We start from the raw sequence: 17,269 nt of genomic DNA on the forward strand, positions 1-17,269 counted from the left end.
CCGCAACCGTTCGTTATCGTTTCGTTATCTGCCTCGCCGGGATTTTGTTGGCATTTCATCGATTCATTTCAAACCGATTTAGCAGATTCGCCTATTTGGGGCACTTTCCCGTCGAGTGTCGCACTATCAGCTGCCCCGGGGCCAGGTCAACGACGCGCCCGGCCGATCCGGCCGGGTCCTCGATCACGTCCAGCAGCAGGTTGGCCGCGGCCGCCGCCACGCGCCGCGGGGCGGCCTGCACGGTCGACAGAGTAGGCCTGATGTACGTTCCCATCGCGATACCGTCATAGCCCCCGACGGACAGGTCACCCGGCACGTCCCAACCCAGTTCCTGCGCCCGTATTATCAGGCCCACCGCCGCAAGATCGTTGGCGCAGACCACCGCGGTCGGCCGATCAACCATCTGCGAAATCGCATCGGCCGCCGCCCGACCGCCCTGGTACGTAAAGTCGCCGGGGATGAGCGTATCGGCACGCAACCCGTGCCGCGCCATCTCCGCCCTCCACGCTTCGACGCGCTCCCTGGCATGCACAAACCGCGCGGGGCCGGAGACATGCGCGATGTTCGTGTGCCCCTGGTCGACCAGGTGGCGGACCATCGCCGCGACACCCGGCGCGCTCGGCTGCCGCACGCATGGCAGCTCGAATCCCTCGGCACTGGGAACGATCCCAACCGCAGGCATTCCAATTTCATTCATGAGCGGGAGCCGTGGATCATCGACCCGCAATTCGTTGAGCAAGACCCCGTCCACGCGCCGATTTGCTGCTAACTCCCGGTACCTGTTCTCGGTGTCGCGTTCGTTGGTCCCCATGTGGAGCACTAGCGCGTAGCCACGCGGCGATAGCGCCTGTTCGATCCCGCCGATGAAGGAGGCGAAGAAGGGATCCGACTCCAGGACATCCAGGCTGCGCTGCAACACAAATCCGATAGCGAATGCGCGCTTGGTTGACAGGCTCCGGCCGCGCAGGGAGGGCACGTAGCCAAGCTCGCTCGCCGCCCGCTGCACGCGTGCGCGCGTTGCCTCCGAAACGCCCGGCCGCCCATTGAGCGCCGCCGAGGCTGAACTAATCGCAACCCCGGCGCGCGCCGCGACATCGACGATTGTGACGCGATCCGTCTCCACTGAAACTCCCCGATTCTGGCCCTGCGACGCGCGTACCCACTGACGCTGGCGCCCTTATAGCCTACGGCGATTGCGCGCGCAGGGTCCTGCATCTGCGCGCACCACCATTATCCGGGATGCAATTGGCTACCGATCGCCCACGGTCACGGCACGCCGACGACCGCCACCCGCCCGTGCCCCGACAGCTCCAGGGACTCGCCGGCGCCTAAAAATACGGCGTCACCAGCGACTAGGGCGGCTCGTCCATCGGGGCAATTCGCCCTGGTCTGCCCGTCCAACGCTATCGCGACACGCGCCCCGTGCGCGCCTTTCGTTTCAACGCTGGCACCGGCGATCCCGTAGATGGTGACCTGGTATTCGCTAAAATGCGCCGGGTAGGACTGCACAGTCGCATTGGCGCCACCTTCCGCTCGTGGATGATCGACGAGCGCCCCGCCCGCCGTGAAATCCACGATCGCCAGGAGTTCGTCGATGTCGACCCGCTTCGAGGTGAGGCCGGCCCGGATCACGTTGTCCGAACTGGCCATGACCTCCAGGCCCAGCCCGTCGAGGTAGCAGTGCACAACCCCCGCGCCGACGCTCAGCGCCGCTCCCGGTTCGAGCGATCTAGGTTGCAGGAAGATCGTGGCCAAAACGCCCACGTCGCCGGGGTAGAACTCCAGGACCTCCCGCGCAACCGCCAGGGAATCCTGCCCCCAGGTGCCATCGGCCGGCGCGCTGCCGCCGCTGCCGCCGCTGCCTGCCAGGGGAATGCCTTGCAGCGCGGTCAGCGCCGAATCTATGGCGCCGCGATCCAGGCGCAGAACCGTTTCGAATGCGTCCCGCAGCCCGTTCGCGGGCTGTCGCAACTGCGAAATTGCCGCCCGCAGCACGTCCGGCGCGAGCCTTTCGAGGTCCGCCGCGACGGATTCCGCGTCCCGGAAGCCGGCCAGGGCGCGCGTCGGAACCAGTGCCAGCAGGGTTTCGGGTTTGTGCTTGTCGTCGGCGTAGTTGCGGCTCGCCGGCGGCGTGCGGTCGGCGCCCTCCCGCGCAAATCCCCGCGCGGCCTGGTCGCTGTTGGGATGCACCTGGAGCGAAAGTGGCCTCGCCGCCGCGAGCAGCTTCACCAGGTACGGCAGGGCGCGTCCGTTCGGCTCGCGCAGCGCGCGGGGGTTTTCGGCAAGCCATCGGTCGAGGCGCTCGGATCTGGGGCCCAAGTCCGCGTCGACGCCCGCGGCCGGCACGCACGGCGACACGGAGCTGGCGAGTGCCGGAGCCGATGGGTGCGCGCCGTACCAGATTTCCGCCCAGGGCCTGCCGTCACCTGGAAGGCCCAGGAAGGCCGGAAGCGCCTCACGCGATCCCCAATCGTATGCCTGGAGTCGGCCCTGCAACCTCAGCATGTCACTTCCTTCGCTCGCGACGGCGGCTCTGCGCCCGCTCCCTCGCGCCAATCAAACCGGTTTGATAACCGTAGTCGGGCACCGCGGCCGGGTCAAGCCGCGCGACGCCCGGGCCGGGGACAGGAACAGCATTGGTCACCGAGTCTATTGAAGGACGAGTTCCGCCCGCTCCGTGGCAACACCTAGTGAGACAAGTTGGGCCGCCCGCTCGGCGGCCAGCATCACCGCCCCGACGATCTCACTGCGATCGGTGAGTTGCGAATGAACGACGGTAAGGTCGTCAATGACTCCCGGCTGCGCGTAGCGCGCGATAGACTGCTCGACCCCTTGCAGGAAGGTTGACGAATAGGCGCCCAGGGCGCCCCCCAGCACGACTCGCTGCGGATTGAGGCAGTTGCACAGGTCCGCCAGGAGTCTACCCAGCGTCCACCCCGCCTCCGAGAGAATCCGCACCCCGGCCGCGTCGGTCACCTCGCGGACGTCGAACGAATCGGCCGCAAATTCCCGCCCCGCCGAGAGTCCCAGCTGGCGGCGGATCGTGTCGGCCGACACCACAGATTCCAGGCACCCCCTGTTTCCACACCGGCACAGCTCCGTGGAGCCTTGCAGCGGCGCGTGCCCGATCTCGCCTGCGAGCCCGCTGGTTCCCATGTACGGGCGCCCATTCAAGATCATCGCCGCGCCCACCCCGCCGGACACCTTTATATACAAAACATTGCTCAGTCCCCGGGCGGCCCCGCGGGTCGATTCGCCGTAGGCGCCCAGCATCGCATCGTGGGACATGGTGACCGGAAGGCCAAAGACTCGTTCGAATTCCGCCTGCGGACTCAGTCCCCGCCACTCGGCCAACACTGTGGGAACCCGCATGAGTCCCGTGCGCGGATCGATCGGTCCCGGGATGCCGACGACGACGTGCTGGATTTGCGGGCCCCCGACCTGCGCCACGAGCCCGTCGAAGACCTCTTTACCCACCTCCATGGCACCGCTCGGGTCGTGGTCGACGTCGACCCGCGCCGTGCTCTCGGCGAGCACTTCACCGTTGAGGTTAGCGATAGCAACCGTCACGTGCCCGTGACCGTAATCCAAGCCGGCCACGTGACCACTTTCGCCGCGGTAGACAAGGTAGGTGGAGGGCCTGCCCCGGCGCGCCGGCTTTTCGGGGCCTTCCGTTTGGGTCTCAATGATGCCCTCGTCGAGCAGAGCGCTTACGAGGTGATTGACGCCGCTCCGCGACAACCCCAGCTCCCGCATGATTTCGCTGCGCGAACAACCACCGGTCCGACGGATGAATTCGAGCGCCAGCTGCCGGTTCCGCAGTCGCGAACCGACCGAATCTTCTACCTCCATAGGTAACTTCTGCCCCTTTACATCTTGAACGCTTTAAGACCCGAGAGCACCGATCCGCCGCCGAACACGGCGCACACGGACATGAAATCCGGTGGACACCGGGTCAATTATGGTCAACACTGACACAAATGCCGGTGGGCGAAATGCTACCACAGGATGACACGGCCGGGAGCGTGCCGGAACTCCGCGGATTTCGGTTTGGAGTTGGCCTCCACCTCGATGTATTTATTACTTAAACTATCGCGATTGGTTTCTCAGGTCTACTGCCCTCTCGCCTTCGGGTAACGTGGTCAACTCCGACCTCACGCAAAGCGACAGCACGGTTGTTCGCGGTCGCTATTGGATGTGCGACAGGTTCGGCCACACCGATGTCCGGCGGACCGGCCGTGCACGAGGATGCCCAGTGGCTTCCACGCGCGGCTACAGTGGGCCGCGCAAGCGTGGCCCTGTGGCGTATGTCCACCCGATCACTGCTTCGCTCACATAAAGTCGCTTGAAATGCCTAGATGTCGACCCTGGCGAACGAGATTGAAATGCTTCGAGTTCGCCAGCGCATCGACATCCTTAAGGGGACTGCTGCATGAGTAGGTGACATCTGATCTGGCTTGCCCGGGAGGGCGGTCTGGAAGGATGTTGCTGTGCCTAAGCCCTACCCGTCCGAATTCCATGATGACGTCGTGCGCGTCGCCCGCAACCGTGAGCCCGCAGTGACGATCGAGCAGATCGGATAAGACTTCGGGGTCCACCCGATGACGCTGCACAAGTGGCTGCGTCGCGCCGACATCGACGAGAGCGCCAAGCCCGGCCAGTCTCGGACCGAGGCGGCGGAGATCCGTGAGGCGCGCAAGCGGATCCGACTCCTCGAGCAGGAGAACGAGGTCCTTTGGCGGGCGGCGGCGTATCTGTCGCAGGCGAACCTGCCGGGAAAAGGCTCTACCCGCTCGTGACAGAGCTCGCCGCTGACGGAGTCCCCGTCGCGGTGACGCGCCGGGTTCTCAAGCTCTCCCGCCAGCCCTACTACCTGTGGCTGGCTGACCCCATCACGCCCAGCGAGGTGGTGGAGGCGTATCGCACGAACGCGCTGTTCGACGCCCACCAGGACGACCCCGAGCTCGGGCACCGGCTCCTCGCCGACGAGGCCCGTGATGAGGGCGAAGCAATGTCGGACCGGACCGCGTGGCGGATCGCCGCGAGCAACGGCTGGTGGAGCGCGTTCGGGAAACCCAAGCGCGGCAAGCACCGCAAGCCGGGCCCGCCCGTCCACGACGACCTCTGCGCCGTCGTCGACGAGCACGGCAGGACCCGGCAGGTGTTCGCCGCCGACGCGCCGAACGAACTCTGGCTCGTGGACATCACGGAGCACAAGACCGCGGAGGGCAAGCTCTACTGTTGCGCGATCAAAGACGCGTTCTCAGGTCGGATCGTCGCGTACTCAATCGACTCCCGAATGAAGTCTCGTTTGGCTGTTCAGGCGCTCGAGAACGCCGTCGCCATGCGCGGTGACGTCGCAGGCTGCGTGGTCCATTCGCACCGAGGATCTCAATTCCGAAGCAGGAAATTCCTGCGCGCGCTGACCCGTCACCGCATGATCGGGTCCATGGGCCGAGTCGGCTCCAGCGGAGACAACGCGGCCATGGAGAGCTTCTTCGCGCTCCTGCAGAACAACGTCCTCGACCGCCAGTCCTGGACCACGCGTGAGCAGTTGCGCATCGCGATCGGGACCTGGATCGAACCGACCTACCACCGCCGACGTCGACAGGCCCGCCTGGGCCGTTTGACGCCCATCGAGTTCGAGACCATCATGAACACGACCGTCACACTGGCGGCGTGACTAGAAACTGTCACCTATCCGTGCAGCAGTCCCGCGATTGGGTGCAGTCATAATCAGGCACGACAAACCCAACCCAGGTATCGCTTAACCGCAATCAATCACCACGCACGACGCCACCTCGACGCTAGGCAACCGCCCCCGCTGAGGGCCCACTCGGGGCACACGCTGACAGGCCAGCCACCGTCACAGACGGAACTTAACCGACTTCTTAGCTGCGCTGTAGCCCGCGTTCCCCTTATACCGAACGATGACTTTGTGACGCGCATTCGCCGCCGCGCGGACTGACACCGTCACCTTGCCAGACCGCCCGATACGCGCCTTCGTCGCCTTGCGCCCATCCACGCGCACGGTCAGCTTGCCAGCGACAGATACGCCGCCCACCTTCTTCACTCTGATGGCGATTTTCGCCCGGTGACTGCCATGCTTCCGCTTTGCCGAAACCTTCAGACGGGCCTTCGCCTTGACCACACGAACCACAACTGTGTTGCTAGTTGCATTCCATTTTTCAGAGCCAGCAAACGAGCCACGGATTGCAACCGAGCCCGCGCGCGTACGCGCAGGCACCGTCACCGTTGCCACCTTGTTTGCGGGTACGTAGATCCTCCTGACCTTGTCGGACGCAACCTGCAAGTCAAGCCATCCACCGGTCCAAGTGCGATTGGTCACAAGCCGAACAACAACGCTTGCCTTCTTGCCAACCGTGAAGCCCTTCGCGGGCTTTGTGAGGGTAATCGAGATTGTTCCCTTATCGGTACCGCTCGGGGGCTGCTGAGTTCCCCCAGTACCCGTCCCCCCGTCACCGGGATCCGTCCCCCCATCACCGGGATCCGGCACGTCGCTCTTCGTGACAGTGACATCAATGGACGCAGTCGAATACGCACCGGTCGATTCAAGATGGTAGGAACCGGCATCAGCCGGAGCAGTCACCTTGAGCACGAATGCACCGTTTGCATCTGCGACGACCGCACCTGCCGAAGCCCCATTCGACCAGCGCAAGGCGATCTCGTCCTTGGGAACAAACCCTGCCCCGGTGACCTCAACCTCGCCGCCTTGTACTACTGATGAGGGATTGACAGTGATGGCGGCCTGGTCGCCGACGCATCCGTCAAGGCCAGCCGTGCCACTCGCAGTCAGCGCGATGAAGCGGCAGCCAGAATCGGTCAAGCCGCTCAAAGCGACACCGCCGTCGACTAAATCTATGTCAAAGGTCGTGCCGCCATGCGAAAGCCCCGAGATGCCTCCCGTATGAGTTGAATCGAGCCTAATAGCAGCGACGTCGCCCTGGTCCATGCGGTAGCCATTATTAATCCACACGTCTTCGATCAGGTTAGTAACCCCGAAGATCGATGGCCTGACCCCGCTCACCTGGGGCGTCTTATCGCGGCCTGATCCACCTTCGCGATAAACCTCAGCAAACCACTTCGAGAGCACAGTATCCCTAATCGTGGCGTTGATGAAGGTGGCTGCCCTATCGCTATCGCCGCGGGAAAGCAGTCCGTATGTGACCAGCTGCGCGTCGGGTGCCTTTTGCGCCACGCGCGCCAATCCGGCGAACTGCCTATTCGCGTCGTACTCACTATTGAACCGATCGACAACCCACCCCATGTGTTGCGCATCGAGTTGATCGACGACCATGGCGGTCGAGGTGTAGAACTGGTGGCCCGCATCGGTCCATCTGCCGGTTGCCGGGTCCTTGAACACGGTGATCCCTGCGGGGGCTGAAGTACGCGACGTGTCAAGGTAGACCTTTTGCACGGTCGTGAATCCACGATCGCGTCCTGCTTCCGGGAAGAATAGGTCCTGATACGTGGCCGCCAGCCGCGTACGCCCTTGCACCCATTCTTCAGCATCGGCGGTCTTGCCGAGCACTCGCGATATCTTTTCGGCGTACGCAAGGTCGTAGTAGAGCGAGGCCGTGAACTCGCTGTCCACCTCGTCGGTTTCATCGTGATCCGTTGACATCCAGCGCATGTTCTCTTCTTCCCACCGCATGTGGCGGGCCAATGGGTCATACACCGCGGCTAGCCGATTTTTGTCGCCGGTCGCCTGGTACAGGATCCAGGCGGTCTGCGCCTTGCGACTGGGCAGGGATTCGCCCGCTAGCTTTCCATCCGGTGCAACCAGCGCCATCATTCCCTCGAAGGTTTGCCACGCATTCTCCGGATCGACATGGACGAGTTGCTGCGCCCCCAGTAGGGAGTCCCAGCTAGCAGAGTTTGAAACGCCGATCGTGCCGGTGTCATACAGTGACGCCATACCCGTCCCGACGCTTGCGAACTTGTTGCCTGTTTCTGGGGTGGCGGGCATGACATTCATCTCCAGCGTGACCCAGCCCAGGTAGTACATAGATCGGATTTGGTCTGCGGTGACGCCATCGGTGTCGACCCCATGCAACGAATAGTCCTGCGCAGCCGGCACGCGAGCCAGATAGTCGTCCCACCATTGGTGTTGGGTGGCCAAGTCAGCCGTCGGATCCTTGATCGCCACAACGGCCTGTGCCTTCGCCGCCGCAACCGCATCCTCCACGGTACCCGTGCGAGCGATCATAGCGACACCAACGGCCGCTGAAGTGCCGGCGGGAATGGAAATATGCCACTGTCCGCTGCTGCCGCTGGGCACCGCGGCGCCACCATCGAATACTGGTGTAGCACCGACCGGCAACGCGATAGCGGTGACCATGGCGTCGGGGTAGGTGGTGTTGCTTATAGACACACTGTCAGCGGTGAAGGTGATGAGGTTCTTTGCCGCATCGTAGGCTGCGTCTTGACCGTATTCACCACCGATTGTGGCGTTGCCTTTCAGCAGTTGCGATGCGTCCACAACACGTGTCATTGCGTCGGCGGTGGCGAACTGATCGCGCCCGTTGATGACGCCGTCGTTGCCATAGGTACCAGTGAATGTGAGCGCGTACGGCGACCAGGTGGTAGTCAGCACCGAGGCATTGCGATAAGGAGTGGCTCCAGTATGAATACTCACCGAGTTGAACGTGGTGGTCGAGCCCTGGGTGCCCACCTGGAACAGGCGAATTTCGAATGTTTGCGATCCGCTCAACCCGTAGGTTTCCGCCAGGTTCACCGTTATCTTCCCGGTCTTGTCCGTGTCGGCGATCAGGTTGGGGCTCAAGTCGCTACCGCTCGATCCCTTACGTATCTTGAGGGCCCACTTCGCGGAGGTCTGCGCGACGTCAACTGTCAGTAGTGGCGTGGCGGCAATATCTGCGACGGTCACGGTCTTTGCCACCGCGCCCCATCCGTCACCGCTCGGAATCGTGAGTGTGTTGCCTGACATCGTCGCGCCATTTGTTGACGAGGCCCACCCTCCCTGCGCAAAGTTGTCCACGAAGGGCTGCGCCCACCCGCTCACAGTGACAGAGTCGAAGGTTGCGCTAGCTCCCGATCCGCCGGTTGCCCACAGGCGGACGCGGAACGAGTGCGCACCGGACCAGCCAAGCGTCTTCGCGATGTCGAAAGTGAACGTCCCCGTTTTAGCGCTATCCGCTTGGAACAACGTGTCGAAGTCGGCACCAGTTGCCGGGTCGTTGATTTTGACGTTCCATTTCTTTGTCACGGATGTCACCTTCACGGTGAGGTATCGCGCATCGGAAATGTCGTTGACCTTGATCGTGGGGCTTTTGATGCTGCCCCACTCTTTGCCGTCATCGGTAGCGATCGTGGCAAGACCGCCTGTGGTCGCCACTGAAACCTGATCGATATCCCATCCCTGCGCATCGTTGAAGTCTTCAGTGAACGCAGTAACGTGGTTATCTTCGGTCTGTGCGGTCACGGTTGTCTCTTGCTGAACCCGCAAGACATTGTTCAGCCTTATCGCGTCGTCATGTGCGAAGAATCCGACGTCAAGTGCCGCGTCACCGGAATCGTGCTGCGACAATTCCGTGCCGCCGCGCGGGTAATCATATGGCTGAAGGACCATGCGTGAATTGGGTGCAGATAGCCAACGCTGCTGGTCCGAATCTGTCTGCTTCAAACCATCCGCATTCATTGCGGCGGGCGAGGAGGTTGCCGCCTGAACCGCCGACTGTCGAGCCGGATCATTGCCTGCAGCTGATGCGCTTGTGGCACCGCCAATGCCAACAGCGAGTGCGATCGCGGAAATGAATGCGATCAAGCGTCGAGCGTGCCTAGGACTAACTGAAGCCATCGTGGGGTTCCTCACCGTCGAGAAATCGATGATTTGTCGTACTGCTTGCTGCAGCCACCGCGTCGTTGCCACAGCGCATCACCGTGCGCACTAAACCGATTTAGTAATGTGAGAATACGCCATGTGGCGCGGATGTTCCACCCTGTGGCGAACCGAATGCATATTGATCACGTTACCCGCGCAGCGCCCCACACCGCTCGATCGGGTTGGCCGAGCAGCGCCGCACATCGCCTGATCGCAATGCGGGGCTATAGGGTTACTGGACAAAACGCGCGGACGGAATTAGTAAAGCCCTCTGACCGACGTTTTCGCAGGTCAGAGGGCTTTTCCTTGTGCGCCCGAAGGGATTCGAACCCCCAACCTTCTGATCCGTAGTCAGATGCTCTATCCGTTGAGCTACGGGCGCATGGCCGCTTGAGCCAGAAAAGACTCTACCCCGTTTTGGCCTTAACCCAAAATCGGCGCGAATGGGGACCGCACCCTCCGACCGCACATGCCCGCCAGGACCCCGTAGGGCGGCCCCAGCTCACCATGGGTGCCGACGGCCCGCGGACACGAACCCGGAGTTGGCCATCTCAGGAGGGAGAGTCGCTTCTACGGCGCCAGGACCCGATAGCGTGCAGCGCAGAAGGTGATCAGGGTCGCATGGAGGTTGAAACCTCAACAAATTCGAGCTTGCGGCGGAGACGGAGGGATTCGAACCCTCGAACGGGTTGCCCCGTTACCACCTTAGCAGGGTGGCGCACTAGACCTGACTATGCGACGTCTCCTTTGTTCCGTCACGGAACGACCCAAGCGTAGCGGCATACCCCGCCTGTCTCCAAACCGGCATCGCCCGAGACCCGCATCGATTCCTCGTCGCGCCCCTGCGCCCCGGCCTCGACACGCGCGCCTCTCTAACACCCCCGAAACCTGCACGCATTACGCTGACCCCATGGACGTTGCAGTGCTCGGCGCGACAGGTGACGTGGGTCGGCAGATTTGTGCGCAACTCATCGAACGGCGCGTACTGCCGCCGACCTCGCGGCTGCAGCTTGTAGGCAGATCGGGTGGCGCATCTGCGTCGGCCACGCACGGCCTGCGGGCGGACCTGATCGACGCCTACGACGAGCACGCGCCCCTGATCGATGCCGCCCTGCGGCCCGAGGACGTGGTCGCCGATGTCGTGGTGATGGCGGCCGGGCTGACGGCCCCCGCGCGCGCAGGCGGATCAGTTGACCGCAACGCCCTGGCCGCCGCAAACGCCCGCGTCTTCGCATCGTACGCGGACGCAATTGCCCGCTACGGTTCCGGCCACGAGGTCGTCATCGTGGTCTCCAATCCCGTCGAATTGGGCGTCGATGTGGTCGCCCGCAGGCTCGATCGCCACCGCGTGATCGGCATGGGAGCTTGGCTCGACACGCTGCGCTTCCGGCGCGAGATCGCCGCATCCCTTGGCGTGCGCCGCCAGCGCGTCGGCGGCTTTGTCGTCGGTCAGCACGGCAACGGCGCGGTACCGCTGTGGTCGTCGGTACGCATCCGCGGCCTGGACACCGCGGAGCGGATCGCCGCTATGGCAACCCTGCGGGGTGATCGCACGTTTGCAACATTCGTGGACGAGATCCGCCAGGCCACCCACACTCTCGACGATATTGCGACCCTCGACGTGGAACAGGCATTCGCGACGATTGACTCCTGGCCACCGGACCTGCGAGTAGTCGCGCGGCCGTGGATGACGCACCAGTCCGGCTCAAAGACGGCGAATGGGACCGCGGGAGCGGCCGTCGATCTGGTCGACACGGTGCTGGACGGCCGCGACATAGTCGTCGCGGGCCAGGTGCGGCTGGAGGGCGAGATTTCCCTACTCGGCTCCCCGGTCGCCGGGGTTCTCGGGGTTCCCGTGGTCTTGGGTCCGGAAGGATGGCGGCGCGTGCTGCTCGATCCGCTTGCGGCGGACGAAGAGGCCCTGCTTGCCGCCTCCGCCCGCAGCATCGCTGCGGTCGTCGATTCGGTGGCAGCAACCGTCGAGCCCGTCGTCTGCGCGCGGCGGGAGGAAGATGATTACGCCGAACAAATCGAGTGGATCGCCGACGTGCGCGGCGCCGACCAGACGGGCACCCTAACCGCATTGGCGTCCGTGTTTTCCAGCCGCGGCGTGAACTTCGAATCGTTCGCCACGCTCGACGTCGCAGACGGGGTCGGCGCCATGCGAATCGCGTTCACATCGTCGCCGCGCCTACAACGCGTCCTGGCGCGCACCATCGACCGACTGGCCGTCATCGAATCGGTGACGATGCGCCGCGCGTAAACAAAAAGCTATCGGCTAGTTACCAACGGAATCGCCAGACCGGGCTTGACCACGACGGACTCCAGTTGCTAGTCCCAGTCCACATGCACCAGTAGCCCCAAACCGCATGCATATTTTCGAGGACGCGCGAACGGGAGGGGCGGCCTCGTCGGCAATACGGCGATTCCTAGCGCGGGGCCCTACCGCTGCGGAACCACGCAACCGAACCCCAATCGCGGTCCGTGACCGTGCGGGCAAGCATCAAGCCAATGGCCAGGGCCAGAACGACAAAGGCGGCCTGGACGCCCCAGGCCATGGCCTCGAGCGTCTGGGAGTCGTTCAGGTAGTAGATGGCGCGGTACACCGCGGCACCCGGGACCATGATGACGACCGCGGGGACGCATAGGGTCAGCCGCGGCACCTTGATTCGCGGCGCAATGATGTTTGCCAGGATTCCCACCAACAGCCCGCCTATACCAGCGGCCGCCTGCGCGATCATGCCCGCGTCGAACGCCTCGAGCCGCACGCTGTTGGCGATGGCCCCGATCAGTGCCGCCCACAGCGCCAACCGCACCGGGCTATTGAACAATATGGCGAATCCGAAAGCGGCCAGCGCCGAGGCGATGACCCGCAGCGCCAAAAGGAGCTGCCAGGGCATGTGTGGCAGCACGGATTCGTTGGGCGCTAAGCCGAATAATGCCGATACGACCCACACGCTGATCGCGGCGCACGTCAGCAGCATCAGGGCGTAGGCAAGCCTTGATATGCCCGCGGTAAAGTCCATGCGGGACAGGTCCAATGCCGCCGTTATCAGCGGAAATCCGGGGACCAGGAACAGCACCGCCGACACGTAGCCGCTGGCGTGCACATCCGCCAGCACCCCCGCGCTGTAGAGGCCCCTGGCCACCAGCAGGTACGCGCTCGCGGCGACCAGCCCCGCGAAGAGCGTCACCGCGAACTGGTTGAACCGGCGTTCCAGCATGACCCGCCGGACAATGTGCCCCAGCATCGCGGCGACGAAAACGATGGCGCATTCAATGGCGCCGCCCTTGTTCAGGAACGCGAACCCCGCGCATGCCAGGCCGGAAAACGCGCCGGATACGAAGGTTGAATACAGGTGGGGGCGGGCCTCGACCTCATCGAGGAACTGATCGACTTCCTCAACCGTGGCGTCGGTGAGGTTGCTGGTGTAGTTTTCGAGTTCGACAATGCGGGCGGAATTGACGCCGATCCCGCGGCCCTGGACCACCTCGGTGCGGAAAATCTCACCCTTCCAGGCGGTGGCCGTAATGTCCGTGACGGACACCTGCGATTCGACGCGGTCCAGTCCCAGAGCCTTGGCGGTGTGATTCATCGCCGACCGCACGCGGTAGCTGCCGCACCCGGCGGCAAGCATCAGGCGGCCCGCGCGCAGCGCCGTGCTGGCCTGCCGGATCAACTGCACCGGTTCGAGCAGGTGCTCCTGTTCAGGTGCGGCCTGTGCTTGCCCGCATGGGCAGGCGGCGGGCGACTGCCCGGGCTCCGCCGTCGCGGGCGACTGCCCCGTCGTGGCGGCCGGTGTCGTGTCCCGCGCAGACAAGGAAGCCGCGGGGTCGGGCAGCGGATTATCCATGCTCATTGTTCGATTGTGGCCCATGTTTGCCCCCGCGCGCACGGTCCTGGGTCCCGCATCCCCGGCTCACCACCCGTACACGCAGGCCGTCACGGTGACAGTGCCCGTCCCGCGCACGGCCGTAGTCCTCTTCGAGGTGACCGTGTAGGTGTTCGCGACGGGATTGTTGTGCGCGGGCGCCAACCCAATCGACCAATCATTCCCGCCGTCCCCGACGGACGGAACCCACCCAACATAGTTGACGGTTTTACCCGCCCCCGTAATCCGCTGCTTGGCCGGGGTCATGTCTAGCGCGTACGTCCACCCGAAGTAGAAAGGGTTGGCGTCGGTATCGGTGACGGTGCCCGTTACAGTGACAACCAGGCACGCCTGAGTATCAGTCCAGGTACCGTGGGTTACCGCTATCGTTGTCCAGTTTGAATTACCCTGCGCCGGGACGGGCAGGCTGGAGCTACATATCTTGACGTTGATGGTTTGCGATGAGGTCAAGTACTTGTTGTTATATTCCGCGTTCCACGTCGATCCGCCGTTACTCACGCCCCTAAGGACTAGCGTGGTTGAATCGCCCGGTAGCGTCCCTATGGTCGTCTGCACCGGGCCCGGATTATAGAAACCGCCCGATCCGCTCATTCCCGCAAAGGGCGGTTTAGTCAGGTCGGCGTGGACTTCCCATACTTCGGGAGTTGCGGACGTTCCGGTGACGTTGAATTGCACGCATCCTTCGTGGGAACTCTCGGGCGCAGCGGGCACCGTCCAGGCGCCGGGTCCGGTCTGCGTATTGGAGTTCCCCGGTTGCATCACGTCCGCCGCGCGAATCGTATCCCAGGTGCCTGCCGTAACCGGCGCCGCAAAATGGGCTTGATCGTTCCACGCCGCACTGGTCGTCCGCACACCCACAACGACGGCGACGATCGCGGCCAGCGCACTAAGCGAGATGACGATGGTGCGCCACGAGGGGATGCCGGTCGCGGGCCTGTTCGACCACATGTCCTGCTCCCTCCGTCTCTTTTCACCGCGAATCGCTGCCTTACCTATCGTCGCACCGATCGGTTGCGCTAACCCGCCCTGCAGCCATATAGGCGACGAGGTCCCCGTCACCCCTTCCGCCAGCATATTCCGGCGCGCTGCGCGCCCCCGGCGCCGCCGCAGCGGCTCCGCGCATTGACGCCGTTAGCGCCTGGCCGGAACCGATGGCCGTTGCGGTCCCGTTGGGATCGGGGTCGGAGGACTCGTTCTCACTGTCATCCTCATCGCGCGGGATCAACGAAAATGCGAGCATCGCAAGCAATGCTAAGACGGCTGGGGCAATGACGGACGAATGGGTGAGCGCCATGAACAACCTGCCCACCTGCGGGATGCGCAGCGCCGGCGTCCACGCGGTTTCGCCCGGGTAATAGGGCCCGCCGTCGGCGCTTTGATTTGCATCACCCTTCATGGAAACCGCTATGGTGCCGTCGCCTTGCTTTTCGATGGCGACGATGCGGTGCGTGACCGTTTTGTCGATCACCGGAGTGTAAATCGAGGCCGTCTGGCCGACGTGCAGCTCTGTCGATGCGATGGGGCGGTCGATCAGCAGGTCCCCGACCTTGTATTCCGGGTCCATCGAACCCGATACGACGATGAGTGGCTTAATCAGCCCGACCGTGGTCGCTATCCACACCAGACCAAAAATCAAGCCCAAGGCGGCCACGACCCACAGCAGCCCGCTGCCGATCCGCCTTAGTACTGTGAACATTTCCATCACCGCCTTGTGCCTGGGCGGGGATAGGCGTCGATCATGATCGCCTATCCCCGCCCCTATGTCATCTTGTGTTGTGCTGCCCAGTTGCCGGGCGGGCGCGCTGCGCTGCCTATCGGCCCGCCCCTGTTAAGGCTGCAACGCGCCCCTATTAGGACGAAGTGCCCGTGAAGTGGAGCGTGATCGTTCCGGCAGTCCCCTGATAGGTGTCGGGCCAGTTTGCGTCCGTTGTCAAGGTGACGGTGAACGAGGTTTCCGCGCCCGCTGCCAGAGTCGCGGACGCGGGGGCGCTGACGGTGACGTCGGCGGGGTCGGCCCCGGCGAAAATCGCACCACTCAAAGTGGGGTCGCTGGCACCGCCTGACAGGGTCACCGGCACGCTACCCGTGTTCTTGAGGTAAAGGGTCACCGACTTGTTGGCACCTTGGTTGATGTCCTTAAATGCTGTGGTCGGGATCGCCACTGCGCCACCCGATGTGTCAGCGTCGATAAACCCGCTGCCCGTTTGCAGGCTGCCTTGCAGTTCGACGGTGGCAGCCTCAGCGTTGCCGGTGAACCATGCGTCGTCCGTCCACGCCGCGGACGTCATTGCAGCGCCGATTCCCAGAAGCGCTACCCCTGCTAATCCGAACTTTGCGATCGCCCTGCGCTTGCGGCGCCTCTCGCGGTCATTGGTCTTGTCATTGGCGTTCATTTTGACCCCTCCCGATCATAATTGGGCGCTGTAATGAGACAGGAGCCGCCCGCGCCTGCTGCGACACTAGTAGCCAATGTGACTCAACTCACGACTATTGCGCGTTGTTCACTTCGCCTATTTCCATAGTCCATCGTCAGCATTGAGATGAAAAGTTTCGCTTAGGTGATTTCACCCCTGGACATCGTTGTCAGTTCGATTTGTCCGGTTGTTATAATCGCGAGTTGCGTTTCGCAACTTTTAAAGCGCGGTGGCCCAGGCTTTGGATTAACACGAGGCACCATACTGCCGCGCGTGTGCCCGGACGCAGCCGCTCAAACGGAACTGAATCACACTCACGGCATTAGCCGCGTCTGCCCATTCAATCCCAGGTGTTGATCACTGGCCCGACGTGGGATTCTGTGGCGTGACGGGCTCAGCGGTGGCGTTCGGTCCTTGATTCAGTTTCGGGTCGATGCACTCGCTCTGTGGGTCCACACCGAGTTGCTCCAACTGATCGATCTTCTCCAAGATCAACAGACGCGGCTCCTCACCCTTCTCGCGGATACACCCCGCCAGAGCGGCCGCCTGGGGGCCGAATTCCTCTCTATACCCTTGCCACACAATACTCAGCGCGCCAAATTCACTTTCATAACATGCGTCGAATTTGGCATCCAGCGGCCCACCGTCAGACTCGGTCCGGTACTGGATGACTTGGTTCTCGTCGCCTGTGAACTCGAATTTCACCCCCGCCGCGTCGGCACAGGCCTTCAGGCGTTGGGCGGCCTTTTGGTATTCGTCGTAGGTGACTTCGCCATCTGCTAGGGCTTCGAGTTGCTGTTCGGATAGTTGGACGCCCATATTTTCGGCTGCGGCTACTGGGTCGTAGGTGCTGTCCTTGCCTTGAACGACTGTGCCAGCCGCAGTCGGCATGGCCGTGGCATAGGTGGCCTCCGCACCCCCTCCAGCGGAACAAGCGCTGAGCATCGAAGGGCCAACGAGAAAGAGCGATACGACGGCAAACCACTTGCCTGGGCGTGGGTGGGAGTGAGGGAAGGTGTCAGCGTGGACCATGGCATTTACTCCATACGTTTTGAGTAATGAATCCTGAACCAACCCAGGTTTGATGCCGTTTCCTT

At 63.2% G+C, this 17,269-nt stretch carries 10 protein-coding genes, 2 tRNA genes and 1 pseudogene; 2 read left to right on the plus strand and 11 right to left on the minus strand.

Annotated features, from left to right (window positions below; translation table 11 throughout):
• Positions 1–91: 91 nt before the first annotated feature.
• The 3 genes from FB389_RS05805 to FB389_RS05815 form a co-directional block, all read right to left on the minus strand.
• Positions 92–1,123: a LacI family DNA-binding transcriptional regulator gene (locus tag FB389_RS05805; RefSeq protein ID WP_142111833.1), complete on the minus strand. Its 1,032-nt coding sequence runs from the start codon at positions 1,121–1,123 to the stop codon at positions 92–94.
• Between the two features lie 143 nt (positions 1,124–1,266).
• On the minus strand, positions 1,267–2,505 hold the full coding sequence (manA, locus tag FB389_RS05810; protein WP_142111835.1) for a mannose-6-phosphate isomerase, class I: 1,239 nt from the start codon (positions 2,503–2,505) through the stop codon (positions 1,267–1,269).
• A gap of 144 nt (positions 2,506–2,649) precedes the next feature.
• A complete protein-coding gene (locus FB389_RS05815) occupies positions 2,650–3,852 on the minus strand; it encodes an ROK family transcriptional regulator (RefSeq protein ID WP_142111837.1) in 1,203 nt (400 codons plus the stop codon).
• A gap of 638 nt (positions 3,853–4,490) precedes the next feature.
• Between FB389_RS05815 and FB389_RS05820 the strand changes: the two are divergent.
• Positions 4,491–5,683 (plus strand): annotated as a pseudogene (locus FB389_RS05820) (IS3 family transposase).
• 183 nt (positions 5,684–5,866) lie between these two features.
• On the opposite strand, the gene FB389_RS05825 reads toward FB389_RS05820, so the two are convergent.
• From FB389_RS05825 to FB389_RS05835, 3 genes are all read right to left on the minus strand, one after another.
• Positions 5,867–9,808 (minus strand): alpha-L-rhamnosidase-related protein, encoded by a 3,942-nt coding sequence (locus FB389_RS05825; protein ID WP_142111839.1) that lies wholly within the window; start codon positions 9,806–9,808, stop codon positions 5,867–5,869.
• Positions 9,809–10,174: 366 nt separating this feature from the next.
• Positions 10,175–10,247, minus strand: a tRNA-Arg gene (locus tag FB389_RS05830).
• 275 nt (positions 10,248–10,522) lie between these two features.
• Positions 10,523–10,611, minus strand: a tRNA-Ser gene (locus FB389_RS05835).
• Between the two features lie 164 nt (positions 10,612–10,775).
• Between FB389_RS05835 and FB389_RS05840 the strand changes: the two genes are divergently transcribed.
• Complete coding sequence (locus FB389_RS05840) at positions 10,776–12,128, plus strand: lactate/malate family dehydrogenase (RefSeq protein ID WP_142111841.1); 1,353 nt, start codon at positions 10,776–10,778, stop codon at positions 12,126–12,128.
• A gap of 166 nt (positions 12,129–12,294) precedes the next feature.
• Here the strand turns inward: FB389_RS05840 and FB389_RS05845 are convergent, their stop codons facing one another.
• The 5 genes from FB389_RS05845 to FB389_RS05865 all read right to left on the minus strand — a co-directional run bounded on the left by FB389_RS05845 (position 12,295) and on the right by FB389_RS05865 (position 17,204).
• Positions 12,295–13,725 carry a threonine/serine exporter family protein gene (locus FB389_RS05845; RefSeq protein ID WP_246043546.1) on the minus strand — a complete coding sequence of 477 codons (1,431 nt, stop codon included), beginning with the start codon at positions 13,723–13,725 and terminating at the stop codon, positions 12,295–12,297.
• Positions 13,726–13,785: 60 nt separating this feature from the next.
• The gene (locus tag FB389_RS05850; protein WP_170207895.1) at positions 13,786–14,706 is read right to left on the minus strand and encodes a SipW-dependent-type signal peptide-containing protein; all 921 of its coding nucleotides are present in this window, start codon (positions 14,704–14,706) and stop codon (positions 13,786–13,788) included.
• 40 nt (positions 14,707–14,746) lie between these two features.
• The gene (locus FB389_RS05855) at positions 14,747–15,454 is read right to left on the minus strand and encodes a signal peptidase I (protein WP_170207896.1); all 708 of its coding nucleotides are present in this window, start codon (positions 15,452–15,454) and stop codon (positions 14,747–14,749) included.
• Between the two features lie 154 nt (positions 15,455–15,608).
• Positions 15,609–16,151 (minus strand): hypothetical protein, encoded by a 543-nt coding sequence (locus tag FB389_RS05860; protein WP_142111847.1) that lies wholly within the window; start codon positions 16,149–16,151, stop codon positions 15,609–15,611.
• A gap of 378 nt (positions 16,152–16,529) precedes the next feature.
• Entirely contained in the window at positions 16,530–17,204 is a 675-nt protein-coding gene (locus FB389_RS05865; RefSeq protein WP_142111848.1) for a hypothetical protein, read from the minus strand.
• Between the last annotated feature and the right edge of the window lie 65 nt (positions 17,205–17,269).

This window comes from Rarobacter incanus (assembly GCF_006715765.1).
Taxonomy (GTDB): Bacteria; Actinomycetota; Actinomycetes; order Actinomycetales; family Cellulomonadaceae; genus Rarobacter; species Rarobacter incanus.

Bases quoted from the DNA above. Each gene is read 5' to 3' on its own strand.
- manA (WP_142111835.1), bottom strand. From the start codon at position 2,505: ATGCTGAGGTTGCAGGGCCGACTCCAGGCATACGATTGGGGATCGCGT.
- FB389_RS05815 (WP_142111837.1), bottom strand. From the start codon at position 3,852: ATGGAGGTAGAAGATTCGGTCGGTTCGCGACTGCGGAACCGGCAGCTG.
- FB389_RS05840 (WP_142111841.1), top strand. From the start codon at position 10,776: ATGGACGTTGCAGTGCTCGGCGCGACAGGTGACGTGGGTCGGCAGATT.
- FB389_RS05845 (WP_246043546.1), bottom strand. From the start codon at position 13,725: ATGAGCATGGATAATCCGCTGCCCGACCCCGCGGCTTCCTTGTCTGCG.
- FB389_RS05850 (WP_170207895.1), bottom strand. From the start codon at position 14,706: ATGTGGTCGAACAGGCCCGCGACCGGCATCCCCTCGTGGCGCACCATC.
- FB389_RS05855 (WP_170207896.1), bottom strand. From the start codon at position 15,454: ATGTTCACAGTACTAAGGCGGATCGGCAGCGGGCTGCTGTGGGTCGTG.
- FB389_RS05860 (WP_142111847.1), bottom strand. From the start codon at position 16,151: ATGAACGCCAATGACAAGACCAATGACCGCGAGAGGCGCCGCAAGCGC.
- FB389_RS05865 (WP_142111848.1), bottom strand. From the start codon at position 17,204: ATGGTCCACGCTGACACCTTCCCTCACTCCCACCCACGCCCAGGCAAG.